Annotated in this window: 13 protein-coding genes and 3 tRNA genes; 5 read left to right on the forward strand and 11 right to left on the reverse strand. The window is 71.5% G+C overall.

Going from position 1 to position 12,011, the window contains the following annotated elements; translation table 11 throughout:
* The first annotated feature begins 24 nt into the window (after nt 1-24).
* Nucleotides 25-1,269, forward strand: a complete 1,245-nt coding sequence (locus ABD269_RS08445) for a pyridoxal phosphate-dependent aminotransferase (RefSeq protein WP_344117174.1) — start codon at nt 25-27, stop codon at nt 1,267-1,269.
* 116 nt (nt 1,270-1,385) lie between these two features.
* Complete coding sequence (locus ABD269_RS08450; RefSeq protein ID WP_344117175.1) at nt 1,386-2,405, forward strand: adenosine deaminase; 1,020 nt, start codon at nt 1,386-1,388, stop codon at nt 2,403-2,405.
* 150 nt (nt 2,406-2,555) lie between these two features.
* On the opposite strand, the gene ABD269_RS08455 is transcribed toward ABD269_RS08450, so the two are convergent.
* The 8 genes from ABD269_RS08455 to ABD269_RS08490 all read right to left on the reverse strand — a co-directional run bounded on the left by ABD269_RS08455 (nt 2,556) and on the right by ABD269_RS08490 (nt 7,263).
* Nucleotides 2,556-3,611, reverse strand: a complete 1,056-nt coding sequence (locus ABD269_RS08455; RefSeq protein ID WP_301886625.1) for a UDP-N-acetylmuramate dehydrogenase — start codon at nt 3,609-3,611, stop codon at nt 2,556-2,558.
* A 65-nt stretch (nt 3,612-3,676) separates the two neighbouring features.
* Entirely contained in the window at nt 3,677-5,068 is a 1,392-nt protein-coding gene (locus tag ABD269_RS08460) for a DHA2 family efflux MFS transporter permease subunit (protein ID WP_344117176.1), read from the reverse strand.
* Between the two features lie 81 nt (nt 5,069-5,149).
* On the reverse strand, nt 5,150-5,716 hold the full coding sequence (locus tag ABD269_RS08465; protein WP_344117177.1) for a TetR/AcrR family transcriptional regulator: 567 nt from the start codon (nt 5,714-5,716) through the stop codon (nt 5,150-5,152).
* A 129-nt stretch (nt 5,717-5,845) separates the two neighbouring features.
* Nucleotides 5,846-6,277: a MaoC family dehydratase gene (locus tag ABD269_RS08470; protein ID WP_301886622.1), complete on the reverse strand. Its 432-nt coding sequence runs from the start codon at nt 6,275-6,277 to the stop codon at nt 5,846-5,848.
* Nucleotides 6,277-6,729 carry a MaoC family dehydratase N-terminal domain-containing protein gene (locus ABD269_RS08475; protein ID WP_301886621.1) on the reverse strand — a complete coding sequence of 151 codons (453 nt, stop codon included), beginning with the start codon at nt 6,727-6,729 and terminating at the stop codon, nt 6,277-6,279. Before ABD269_RS08475 ends, ABD269_RS08470 begins: the two co-directional genes overlap by 1 nt.
* 89 nt (nt 6,730-6,818) lie before the next feature.
* Nucleotides 6,819-6,983 carry a 50S ribosomal protein L33 gene (rpmG, locus tag ABD269_RS08480; protein WP_087927546.1) on the reverse strand — a complete coding sequence of 55 codons (165 nt, stop codon included), beginning with the start codon at nt 6,981-6,983 and terminating at the stop codon, nt 6,819-6,821.
* An 85-nt stretch (nt 6,984-7,068) separates the two neighbouring features.
* Nucleotides 7,069-7,141, reverse strand: a tRNA-Met gene (locus ABD269_RS08485).
* Between the two features lie 49 nt (nt 7,142-7,190).
* Nucleotides 7,191-7,263 (reverse strand) — tRNA-Thr (locus ABD269_RS08490).
* Between the two features lie 194 nt (nt 7,264-7,457).
* On the opposite strand from ABD269_RS08490, the gene ABD269_RS08495 reads away from it, so the two are divergent.
* Both ABD269_RS08495 and ABD269_RS08500 read left to right on the forward strand, forming a co-directional pair.
* Nucleotides 7,458-8,741, forward strand: a complete 1,284-nt coding sequence (locus tag ABD269_RS08495) for an amidohydrolase family protein (protein WP_301886620.1) — start codon at nt 7,458-7,460, stop codon at nt 8,739-8,741.
* Nucleotides 8,742-8,831: 90 nt separating this feature from the next.
* Nucleotides 8,832-9,494, forward strand: a complete 663-nt coding sequence (locus ABD269_RS08500) for an NAD(P)H-binding protein (protein WP_344117178.1) — start codon at nt 8,832-8,834, stop codon at nt 9,492-9,494.
* Nucleotides 9,495-9,624: 130 nt separating this feature from the next.
* Here the strand turns inward: ABD269_RS08500 and ABD269_RS08505 are convergent.
* Nucleotides 9,625-9,706: transfer RNA gene (locus tag ABD269_RS08505), tRNA-Tyr, on the reverse strand.
* 187 nt (nt 9,707-9,893) lie between these two features.
* Between ABD269_RS08505 and ABD269_RS08510 the strand changes: the two genes are divergently transcribed.
* Entirely contained in the window at nt 9,894-10,382 is a 489-nt protein-coding gene (locus ABD269_RS08510) for a YajQ family cyclic di-GMP-binding protein (protein ID WP_116212491.1), read from the forward strand.
* A gap of 106 nt (nt 10,383-10,488) precedes the next feature.
* On the opposite strand, the gene ABD269_RS08515 is transcribed toward ABD269_RS08510, so the two are convergent.
* Nucleotides 10,489-10,881, reverse strand: a complete 393-nt coding sequence (locus ABD269_RS08515) for a YccF domain-containing protein (protein WP_344117179.1) — start codon at nt 10,879-10,881, stop codon at nt 10,489-10,491.
* Between the two features lie 111 nt (nt 10,882-10,992).
* A complete protein-coding gene (gene htpX / locus ABD269_RS08520) occupies nt 10,993-11,856 on the reverse strand; it encodes a zinc metalloprotease HtpX (RefSeq protein WP_301886604.1) in 864 nt (287 codons plus the stop codon).
* Nucleotides 11,857-12,011: the final 155 nt, after the last annotated feature.

Here is a 12,011-nt window from a genome sequence, read left to right on the forward strand (position 1 = left end):
TCCCGGGTCTGCGACGATGCCTCCATGACCGCTGCGACTCCTTCCGAGCCCCCCGTACAGTCCCCCACCGAGCGCCGGGTGTCGGCCCGTATCGGATCGATCTCCGAGTCCGCCACGCTCGCCGTGGACGCCAAGGCGAAGGCCCTCAAGGCCGCCGGGCGCCCGGTGATCGGCTTCGGTGCCGGTGAGCCCGACTTCCCGACCCCCGGCTACATCGTCGAGGCCGCGGTGGAGGCCTGCCGCACCCCGAAGTACCACCGCTACACCCCCGCCGGCGGCCTCCCCGAGCTGAAGGCCGCGATCGCCGCCAAGACGCTGCGCGACTCCGGCTATGAGGTCGACGCCTCCCAGGTGCTGGTCACCAACGGCGGCAAGCAGGCCATCTACCAGGCCTTCGCCGCGATCCTCGACCCGGGCGACGAGGTCATCGTGCCCGCCCCGTACTGGACCACCTACCCGGAGTCGATCCGCCTCGCGGGCGGTGTGCCGGTCGAGGTCGTCGCCGACGAGACCACCGGCTACCGCGTCTCGGTCGAGCAGCTGGAGGCGGCCCGCACCGAGCGGACCAAGGTCCTGCTCTTCGTCTCCCCGTCGAACCCGACCGGCGCGGTCTACAGCCGTGCGCAGGTCGAGGAGATCGGCCGCTGGGCCGCCGAGCACGGCCTGTGGGTGCTGACCGACGAGATCTACGAGCACCTGGTCTACGGGGACGCCGAGTTCTGCTCGCTGCCGGTGGTCGTGCCGGAGCTGCGCGAGAAGTGCATCGTGGTCAACGGTGTCGCCAAGACGTACGCGATGACGGGCTGGCGCGTGGGCTGGATCATCGGCCCGAACGACGTGGTCAAGGCCGCGACCAACCTCCAGTCGCACGCCACCTCCAACGTCTCCAACGTGGCGCAGGTCGCCGCGCTGGCCGCCGTCTCCGGTGACCTGGAGGCCGTCGCGGAGATGCGCAAGGCCTTCGACCGCCGCCGCCAGACGATCACGCGGATGCTCAACGAGATCGACGGCGTCGTCTGCCCGGAGCCGGAGGGCGCGTTCTACGCCTACCCGTCCGTGAAGGGGCTGCTCGGCAAGGAGATCCGCGGCAAGCGGCCCGCCACCTCCGGGGAGCTGGCCGCCCTGATCCTCGACGAGGTCGAGGTCGCGGTGGTGCCGGGCGAGGCCTTCGGCACGCCGGGCTACCTGCGCCTGTCGTACGCCCTGGGCGACGAGGACCTGGTCGAGGGCGTCTCCCGGATGCAGAAGCTGCTGGCCGAGGCCAAGTAGCACGCTTCCTCCTCGCGGGCTCCCGGCTGTCGCCGGGGGCCCGCAATTCTTTTCGGCCGGTTCCCGTTCAGGGAAAGTCCCTTCCGGTTGCCGGGCCCATGCGGCAGGATCTGCCAATGGAGAACGTTCGCGACGTCCGTACGCTGCCGAAGGCCCACCTGCACCTGCACTTCACCGGGTCCATGCGCCCGTCGACCCTGCTGGAGCTGGCCGACAAGTACGGGGTGCACCTGCCCGAGGCGCTCAGCGGCGGCGAACCTCCCCAGCTGCGGGCCACCGACGAACGCGGCTGGTTCCGCTTCCAGCGGCTCTACGACATCGCCCGGTCCTGCCTGCGCTCCCCCGAGGACATCCGGCGGCTGGTGCGCGAGGCCGCCGAGGAGGACGTGCGCGACGGCTCCGGCTGGCTGGAGATCCAGGTCGACCCCACCTCGTACGCGCCCCGGCTCGGCGGGCTGATCCCCGCGCTGGAGATCATCCTCGACGCCGTAGACAGCGCGTCCCGGGACACCGGCCTGGGCATACGGGTCATCGTCGCCGCGAACCGCATGAAGCACCCGCTGGACGCGCGCACACTGGCCCGGCTCGCCGTGCGCTACGCCGACCGCGGCGTCGTCGGCTTCGGGCTCTCCAACGACGAGCGGCGCGGGCTCGCCCGCGACTTCGACCGCGCCTTCGAGATCGCCCGGGAGGGCGGCCTCCTCGCCGCGCCGCACGGCGGCGAGCTCGCGGGCCCCAGCAGCGTCCGCGACTGCCTGGACGACCTGCGCGCGGGCCGCGTCGGGCACGGCGTCCGCGCCGCGGAGGACCCCCGCCTGCTCCGCAAGCTCGCCGAGCGCGGGGTGGCCTGCGAGGTCTGCCCGACGTCGAACGTGGCGCTGGGGGTCTACGAGAAGCCGTCCGACGTGCCGCTGCGGGTGCTCTACGAGGCGGGCGTCCCGATAGCCCTGGGCGCGGACGACCCCCTGCTCTTCGGCTCGCGGCTGGCCGCGCAGTACGAACTGGCCCGGGAGCACCATGGCTTCTCCGACGCCGAACTCGCGGAGCTGGCCCGCCAGTCGATCCGGGCGTCGCGGGCGCCGGCCGATGTCCGGGAGAAGCTTCTGGCGGGCGTGGACGGCTGGCTGGCGGCGTAGCCCTGCCGGGGGCTTTCCCCAGCCCCGCCCCTTCCCGAAACTGGGGCTCGTGCCCCAGACCCCCGGCTGCAGGTCCGTTGCGCCTGCGGCGGAGCGCCCTGCGGGCGCGTCCTCAAACGCCGGACGGGCTGAATTCGCGCACCGCGGGGGCTAAAGCCCGCAGCCCACCGTCACCGGCTCGTTGACCAGGGTCACCCCGAAAGCGCTCCGCACGCCGTCCCGGACCTCGCGGGCGAGTGCCAGGAGATCCTCCGTCGTCGCCCCGCCGCGGTTCGTCAGCGCCAGCGTGTGCTTCGTCGAGATACGAGCCGCCCCGGCCCCGTACCCCTTCGTGTACCCCGCCTTGTCGATCAGCCAGGCGGCGGACGTCTTCATGAAGCCCTCCCCCGCCGGGAAGGCCGGCGGGACGACGTCCGATCCGAGCCGCTCCGCCACCCGCTCCAGGAACGCCGCGTGCTCGGCCTCCGTGAGGATCGGGTTGGTGAAGAAGGAGCCCGCGGACCAGGTGTCGTGGTCCTCCGGGTCGAGCACCATGCCCTTGCCGGCGCGCAGCTTCAGGACCGTTTCCCGGGCGGTCGCGGCCGGTACCCGGTCGCCCGCCCCGACGCCGAGCACGCGGGCCGTCTCCGGGTACTTGATCGGCGCGGACAGCCCGCCCGCGTCCTCCAGCCGGAAGCGGACCCGGAGCACGACGTGCCGGGCGGGGTCCTGCTTGAAGCGGCTGTGGCGGTACGAGAACGCGCACTCCTCGTTGGGGAGGGTGACGACCTCGTCGGCCCGGCGGTCGTAGGCCACCACCTCGGTGATCGTGGCGGAGACCTCCTGGCCGTACGCGCCGACGTTCTGGATCGGGGTGGCACCGGCGGAGCCGGGGATCCCGGCCAGGCACTCGATGCCGGCGAGTCCGGCCTCGACGGTGCGGGCCACGGCGTCGGACCAGTTCTCGCCGGCGGCGAGTTCGAGGTCGGTGCCGTCGAGGGTGAAGCCGGTGGTGGCGATGCGCAGGGCGGTGCCCTCGAAGCCCTTGTCGGAGATGACCAGGTTGCTGCCGCCGCCGATGATCAGCAGCGGGGTGCCGGTCGCGTCGGCTTCGCGTACGGCCGTGATCACCTCGTCGTCGGTGGTGGCGGTGACCAGGCGGGTCGCGGGGCCACCGAGACGGAAGGTGGTCAGGGGGGCGAGGGGGGCATCGTGGAATTCCTGCACGGGCCCCAGGGTATCCGCTGCACTTTCACCGCCCCGGGGCCCTGTGATCCACGGCGGGAGCACCGTCAGCCCGCCGGCGTCGCCTGCCGGCGCGGTATCGCCGTCGTCGTCACCGCCGCCAGGGCGACCGCCCCCGACCCGACCCACAGCGCCGGCACGATGCCGTCGGTGAAGCTCGCGGCCGACCCGTACCCGCCCTGCGCGGAGAAGACGGAGGCGAGGACCGCGACACCCAGCGCTCCGCCCACCTCGCGCAGGGCGCTGTTCGCCCCGGAGGCGATGCCCTGTTGCGCGGGGGCGACGCTGGACATGACGAGGCTCGCGGCCGGCGCGAAGTACAGCGCCATCCCGACCCCGCTGACGATCAGCGCGGGAAGCTGCGCCGCGTAGGAGACGCCGGGCGCGAGCACCAGGGCGAACAGCGCGAGGCCGAGCGCCTGGAGGGCGAGTCCGGCCGTGACGACCCGGCGGCCGCCGATCCGGTCGGACAGGTAGCCGGCGAAGGGCGCGACGACCATCGGGGCGCCGGTCCAGGGCAGCATCCGCAGGCCCGCCTCGGTGGGCGAGTAGCCGCAGGCGATCTGCAGGTACTGGCTGAGCAGGAAGATCGAGCCGAACATGCCGAGGAACATCAGCAGCCCGGCCGCGTTGACCGCGGCAAACGCCCTGTTGCCGAAGAGCCGCATCGGCAGGACCGGGTCGCTGCTGCGGAAGCCGTGGTGCACGAAGCCGCCCAGGAGCGCCGCCCCGGCGATCAGGCCGGTGAGGACGCGGGCGCTGGTCCAGCCGTGGGCGTCGGCGTTGACCAGGCCGAAGACGACGCCGAAGAGGCCGCCGGTGGCCAGGAGCGTGCCGGGGATGTCGAGGCGCGCTCCCGGCGCGCGGGACTCCGCCATGCGCGCCCGGACGAGCGGCAGGAGGGCGATGCCGAGGGGGACGTTGAGCCAGAAGATCCACTGCCAGGAGATGTGTTCGGTGAGGCTGCCGCCGATGAGCGGGCCGCCCGCGACCGCGAGGCCGTTGACCGCGCCCCAGATGCCGTACGCGGTGCCGCGCCGTTCCGCGGGTACGGCCGTGGTGAGGAGGGTGAGGGACAGCGGCGTCATGATCGCGGCGCCGACGCCCTGCGCGGCGCGGGCGGCGATCAGTCCGTCGATACCGGGCGCGAGGGCCGCGGCGGCCGACGCGGCGGTGAAGAGCGCGATGCCGAGGGCGAAGAGCCTGCGGCGCCCGAAGCGGTCGCCGAGTGCGGCGCCGGTCATCAGGAGGGCGGCGTACGCGAGGGTGTAGGCGTTGACCGTCCACTCGAGGTCCTGGAGCGCTCCCCCGAGGTCCTCGCGGATGGAGGGGAGGGCCGTGGTGACGACGAGGTTGTCGAGTGCGGCCATGAACCCGGCGGTGCCGGTGACGACCAGGGCCCAGACGACGCCGGAGCGCCGCGCTGTTCGCTGGAGCATGGTGGATTTCCCCCCTGAAGATTAGTTATCGCTTACTAACTTGCGTGGTCATGCCATGCCGTTCTCCCCGGCGGCACGAGGTCACGCCGACCGGGCGGACTCGTAGAAGCCGGCCCACACCCGGTGGTCGTCGGGAAAGCCGAGCGTGACGAGGGTGTTGATGAGCATCCCGTACGCCATGAAGGACTTGGTCTCCTCCCGGTCGGCCCCGAGGTTCAGATGAACGGCGTCCCAGAGGTCCAGCCAGCCGGCCCGGATGGAATCGCCGAATCCGTGGTCACCGGCGGCCTCGGCCGACGCGACCGCGACATACACCTGCATCTGCATCAGCAGGCTGTCGGGATCCTCGGAGATCAGCCGCCGATAGGCGGCCGCCATTGCGTGCACACGATCCTCGGCGGCGGCGCCGGCCGGGAGATCCTTCGCGACCTCCTCGAAGACCCCACGGGTCCGCTCCAGGCAGCGCTCGGCCGCGGCGAGGAAGATCGCCTGCTTGCCGGGGAAGAGCCGGAAGAGATACGGCTGCGAGACACCCACCCGGCGGGCGATCGTCTCGGTGGAGGTGCCGTGGTAGCCGCCGCGCGCGAACTCGGTGATCGCGGCGCGGATGACGCTCTCGCGGCGCTCATCGGCGCTCATCCTGACCATGGACGTAAGTTAGTGATTGATTACTTATGAAGTCAAGGAGCAGCGAAGGCAAGAAGTAAGGGGCATCCGCCATGGCGGATGCCCCTTACTCCACAGCTTCTTACTTCACGGCTCCGGCCGGCTTCGCCGTCAGGCGAGGCGGACGACGGCGCGGGACATGCCCAGGACCTTCTGGCCCGCGCTCTTGACCAGGAGGTCGACGCGGACCGTACGGGCCTCGTCGTTCTTGGCCGCGACCTTGCCGCCGACCTCGATGACCGCGCCCTCGTCGTCGTTCGGCACGACGACCGGCTTGGTGAACCGCACGCCGTACTCCACGAGGGCGCCCGGGTCGCCGGTCCAGTCCGTCACCACGCGGGCCGCCTCGGCCATGGTGAACATGCCGTGCGCGATGACGTCCGGCAGCCCGACCTCCTTGGCGAACTTCTCGTTCCAGTGGATCGGGTTGAAGTCGCCGGAGGCGCCCGCGTAGCGGACAAGAGTGGCGCGGGTCACCGGGAAGGACTGCACGGGCAGCTCGGTGCCGACCTCGACGTCGTCGTACGAAATCCTCGCGGCCATCACGCCTCCTCGGCGGCGCGCGCCACCAGCATCGTGTGCGCGGTCACAACGTGCTCGCCGGTCTCGTCGTGGACCTCGCCACGGACCGTCACCACGTCGTTGCCCGCCATGGACTTGATCGTCTCGATCGTGGAGGTGACCGTCAGCCGGTCGCCCGCGCGGACCGGGCGGGTGTAGGCGAACTTCTGGTCGCCGTGCACCACACGGTCGTAGTCCAGGCCCAGCTGCGGGTCCTGGACGACCTGGCCCGCGGCCCGGAACGTGATCGCAAACACAAAGGTCGGCGGCGCGATCACATCGGGGTGACCGAGGGCCTTGGCGGCCTCGGGGTCGGTGTACACCGGATTGGCGTCACCGATGGCATCGGCGAATTCGCGGATCTTCTCCCGGCCGACCTCATAGGGCTCGGTGGCCGGGTAGGTCCGTCCGACGAAGGACTGGTCGAGCGCCATGGGCTCGGCACCTCCTGAGTGGACTGCGGTGGATAACGCCATGAGGCCGCCCCCAAGATCTGGGGACGGCCTCATGAACGAGCCTGTGTTTAGCGCGTTTCGCGGTGCGCAGTGTGCGCCTTGCAGCGCGGGCAGTGCTTCTTCATCTCAAGACGGTCCGGGTCGTTACGCCGGTTCTTCTTGGTGATGTAGTTCCGCTCCTTGCACTCCACGCAGGCCAGCGTGATCTTCGGGCGGACGTCGGTGGCAGCCACGTGAGTGCTCCTTGACGGAATGGACGGATGAACGCAGACAAGAGTAGCCGACCGGAGGACCGACCCCACAATCGGCTACTACGTGTAGCGGTGACCGGACTTGAACCGGTGACACAGCGATTATGAGCCGCTTGCTCTACCGACTGAGCTACACCGCTTTGATGCGAGAGAGATCCTCGCCCGAAGGCGAGGAACCTCACACACCAGAGCCCCAATACGGAATCGAACCGTAGACCTTCTCCTTACCATGGAGACGCTCTGCCGACTGAGCTATTGGGGCGAGCGAGGAAGACATTACACGGTTGGCCGCCGAAGGTGAAATCCGTATCCCGCGGCCACCCCAAGGGGCTCTGCGCACCCCTCTCGCACCACACCAGTACGACTATTCGTCGCTTGCTCGAAGCCGTTCCTCACCCGCCCTAGGCTCGGAACACGCTGCGTGATCATGCACGCCCCGGACCCCGGAGGAGCGCGATGCCCGACAGCCAGCCGCAGCCCCCGAGAAACCCCGGGGGTGACACCCCGCCCGTCGGCCCGCCGTCCGGCGCCGCGCCCGGCGACAGCGCCCTGGTGCTGTGCGGCGCCCGGCTCGCCGACGGCCGCATCGTGGACGTGCGGCTCAGCGGCGGGAGCATCGAAGCCGTCGGGACCTCCGGCAGCCTCGCCCCCGGCCCGCGTGTCGACCTCAGCGGCTATCTGCTGCTGCCCGCCCCGGCGGAACCCCACGGCCACGGCGACACCGCGCTCACCGCGGACGCCGACGGCCCCGTCCCGTACTCCGTCGAGGCCGTCCAGCGCCGGGCCACCGAAGCCGCCCTGCTCCAGCTCGGCCACGGCGCCACCGCGCTCCGCTCGCACGTCCGGATCGGCGCCGTCCAGGGCCTGCGCTCGCTGGAGGCCGTGCTCCAGGCGCGGCGGGCGCTGCGCGGCCTCACCGACCTCACCACCGTCGCGGTGCCCCGGCTGCTCACCGGGGCCGCCGGGGCCGACGGGCTGGCCATGCTGCGGGACGCCGTGAAGATGGGCGCGGCCGTGGGCGGCTGCCCCGACCTCGACCCCGACCCCACCGGCTACGCCGAGGCCGTCCTGGACCTCGCCGCCGAGCACGGCTGCGCCGTCGACCTGCACACCGACGGCGCCGACCCCGCCCGGCTGGCCCGGCTCGCCGCCATGGCCGGCGGCCTGCGCCCCGGCGTCACGATCGGCCCCTGCGGCGGCCTGGCCCGGCTGCCGTACGACCAGGCCGTACGGGCCGCGGAACAGCTCGCGGCCGCCGGGGTGACCGTGGTGTGCCTGCCACAGGGCGACTGCGCCGCCCTGGAGCAGCGCGCGGCCCGCGTCTCGCGCTGCGCGCCGGTGCGGCTGCTGCGGGCCGCCGGGGTGCGGGTGACGGCGGGCAGCGGCGCGCTGCGGGACGCGGCCAACCCCGTCGGCCGCGGCGACCCCCTGGAGGCCGCCTTCCTGCTGGCCTCGCGCGGCGAGCTGCGCCCGCAGGAGGCCTACGAGGCCGTCAGCGGGGGCGCGCGGGCGGCAATGGGGCTGCCGCCGGTCCGGGTGGAGGCGGGCTTCCCCGCGGAGCTCCTGGCCGTGCGGGGGCGGCGGATCGAGGGCGTGCTGTCGCTTGCGTACAGCCGACTGGTGGTGCACCGGGGGCGCGTGGTGGCGCGCACCAGCGCGGTGCGGGAGTACTGCGACTCGTCGGCCGTCTCGGCGCTGGAGCTGCCCCGCCAGTCGTCGCGCGGCGGCGAGCCCTCCTGACCGGTCGTCGCGCGCCCCCCGCGCGCCTGGTCAGGCCGGTTCGCGCCCCTTCCGCCTGGCGGCGCGGGCCCCACCGCGTACGGTCGGATCATGCGCATTGTCATCGCTGGTGGACATGGTCGGATCGCGCTGCGGCTGGAGCGGTTGCTCGCCGCGCGCGGGGACGAGGTCGCGGGTGTCATCCGCAGGCCGGAGCAGGCCGGGGACCTTCTCGCCGCGGGTGCCGAACCGGTCGTGTGCGACCTGGAGTCGGCGTCTGTCGAGGACATCGCCCGGCACCTGGAGACCGCCGACGCGGCCGTCTTCGCGGCCGGCGCGGGCCCGGGGAGCGGCATCGAACGCAAGGACAGCGTGGATCGCGCGGCGGCCGCCCTGTTCGCCGACGCGGCGGAGGCGGCAGGGGTACGGCGCTTCGTCGTGGTCTCCGCCATGGGCGCCGACCACGAGCCCCCGGAGGGCACCGATCCGGTCTTCGCCGCGTACCTCCGCGCGAAGGGCGCGGCCGACGCGGACGTGACGGGCCGCGCCGGGCTCGACTGGACGATCCTGCGGCCGGGCGGCCTCACGGACGAGCCCGGTACGGGCCGGGTGGCGCTCGCCGGGTCGACGGGGCGGGGCTCGGTGTCCCGCGACGACGTGGCCGCGGTCCTGGCGGCGCTGCTGGCCGAACCCGGCACCGCGGGGCGGACGCTGGAGTTGATCGCGGGCGACACGCCGGTGGACGAGGCGGTGAAGAGCGCGGCGGAGGGCTGAGCCGAGGGGCCGAACGAGCCACTCTCCGGGAAAGTGCGGCAGATCACATTTCACGGTGGGTTCTTGGCTTCTCGGCGGCATCCGGAAAACACAGAAGGGCCTTCTCTCGAAAGAGAAGGCCCTTCACATGTGGCGGCGCCAGGGTTCGAACCTGGGTAGGCTGAGCCGGCAGATTTACAGTCTGCTCCCTTTGGCCACTCGGGCACACCGCCAAGGGTTGCCGCCCCGGATTCCGCCTTGCGGTGGTGCTCCGTGGCAACGACGTAAACCATACCCGATGACCAGGGGTGGTCCGCCACTCGATTCATCACCCCTCACGCGGGGTCCGGGTGACTAGGCTTGCGGAGCGGCCATGGGCCGTGCCCCCTGATGGATCTACGTATGAGGAGCCAACTCAATATGGCCGACTCCAGTTTCGACATCGTCTCGAAGGTCGAGCGGCAGGAGGTCGACAACGCCCTCAACCAGGCCGCCAAGGAGATCTCGCAGCGCTACGACTTCAAGGGCGTCGGCGCCTCGATCGCGTGGTCCGGCGAGAAGATCGAGATGCGCGCGAATGCCGAGGAGCGGGTCAAGGCCGTCCTCGACATCTTCGAGACCAAGCTGGTCAAGCGCGGCATCTCGCTGAAGTCCCTGGACGCGGGCGAGCCGCAGGCCTCCGGCAAGGAGTACAAGATCTTCGCCTCGATCGAGGAGGGGATCTCGCAGGAGAACGCGAAGAAGGTCGCCAAGATCATTCGCGATGAGGGCCCGAAGGGCGTCAAGGCGCAGGTCCAGGGCGACGAGCTGCGCGTCAGCTCCAAGAGCCGCGACGACCTCCAGGCGGTCCAGGCCCTTCTCAAGGGCAAGGACCTGGACTTCGCGATCCAGTACGTCAACTACCGCTAGCCGCACCGGCCACGGGGCCGAGGTGGCGCGGGACGCCGTACGCCGAGGGCGCGTTCGGGGAGGAGAACTCCCCGGACGCGCCCTCGGTGCGTACGGACCGCGCGGCTCAGCGGGTGGCGAAGGGGCGGTCCGTCGGGACGATCTCGCGGCCCAGCGGCATCAGGGAGATCGGGATCAGCTTGAAGTTGGCGATGCCCAGCGGGATCCCGATGATCGTCAGGCACAGCGCGATGCCGGTGAAGATGTGCCCGAGCGCCAGCCACCAGCCCGCGAAGACGAACCAGATGATGTTGCCGATCAGCGAGCCCGCGCCGGCGTCGTTGCGCTCGACCGTCGTCCGCCCGAAGGGCCACAGGGCGAAGCCGGCGATGCGGAAGCTGGCGATCCCGAAGGGGATCGTGATGATCAGGACGCAGCAGATCAGACCTGCGACCACATAGCCGATTGCCATCCAGAGGCCACAGAGGACCAGCCAGATGACATTCAGGATGAACCTCATGAAAAACAGCCTCCCACGCGAAACCAGTCCCTGGCGAGCAGGACGCTCGCGCGGCTGAGAGTGGTTGCGCGGGGGCCGCTCAGGGGTGCCGCGCGGCCTCGGAGCGGCTGATCACAGCCGGTGGCCCGCCATGCCTTCGAGGCGGCTGATGCGCTCGGCCATCGGGGGGTGGGTGGAGAAGAGCTTGGACATCCCCTCGCCCGCACGGAAGGGGTTCGCGATCATCATGTGGCTCGCGGTCTCGATGCGCGGCTCGGGGGGCAACGGGAGCCGCTGGGTGCCCACTTCGAGCTTGCGGAGGGCGGAGGCCAGGGCCAGCGGGTCGCCGGTGAGGCGCGCGCCGGAGGCATCCGCCTCGTACTCCCGGGAGCGGCTGACGGCGAGCTGGATGAGGGAGGCGGCGATCGGGCCCAGCAGCATGATCATGATCATGCCGACGATGCCGGGGCCCTCGTCGTCGTCCGATCTGCCGAAGGGGATCAGCCAGGCGAAGTTCACCAGGAACATCACCACCGAGGCGAGCGCGCCCGCGATCGAGGAGATCAGGATGTCGCGGTTGTAGACGTGGCTGAGCTCGTGGCCGATGACGCCGCGCAGCTCGCGCTCGTCGAGGAGACGCAGGATGCCGTCGGTGCAGCAGACGGCGGCATTGCGCGGATTGCGGCCGGTGGCGAAGGCGTTGGGGGCCTCGGTCGGGGAGATGTACAGCCGGGGCATCGGCTGGCGGGCGGCCGTGGAGAGCTCGCGCACCATGCGGTAGAGCTGCGGCGCCTCGAACTCGCTGACCGGCCGGGCGCGCATCGCCCGCAGGGCCAGCTTGTCGCTGTTCCAATAGGCGTAGGCGTTGGTGCCGAGCGCCACCACGACGGCGACGACCAGGCCCATGCGCCCGAACAGGCTGCCGATGACGATGATGAGCGCGGACAGCCCCCCGAGGAGGACGGCGGTCCTGAGCCCGTTGTGCCGGCGGTGCACGGTACGCCCTCCAAATGGTGCGGCAGGGGAACCCTTTGCTGCGGTGCGCTTCCACTTCGCAGTGGAGCCTCCAGTGGAACCTTCCTGACCGATCAACGCCAGACGAAGGCCGCCAGTTCCCTTGTGCGCGCGAGGGGCGCCTGGGCCGTACGGGT

The organism is Streptomyces blastmyceticus, assembly GCF_039521185.1.
GTDB lineage: Bacteria > Actinomycetota > Actinomycetes > Streptomycetales > Streptomycetaceae > Streptomyces > Streptomyces blastmyceticus.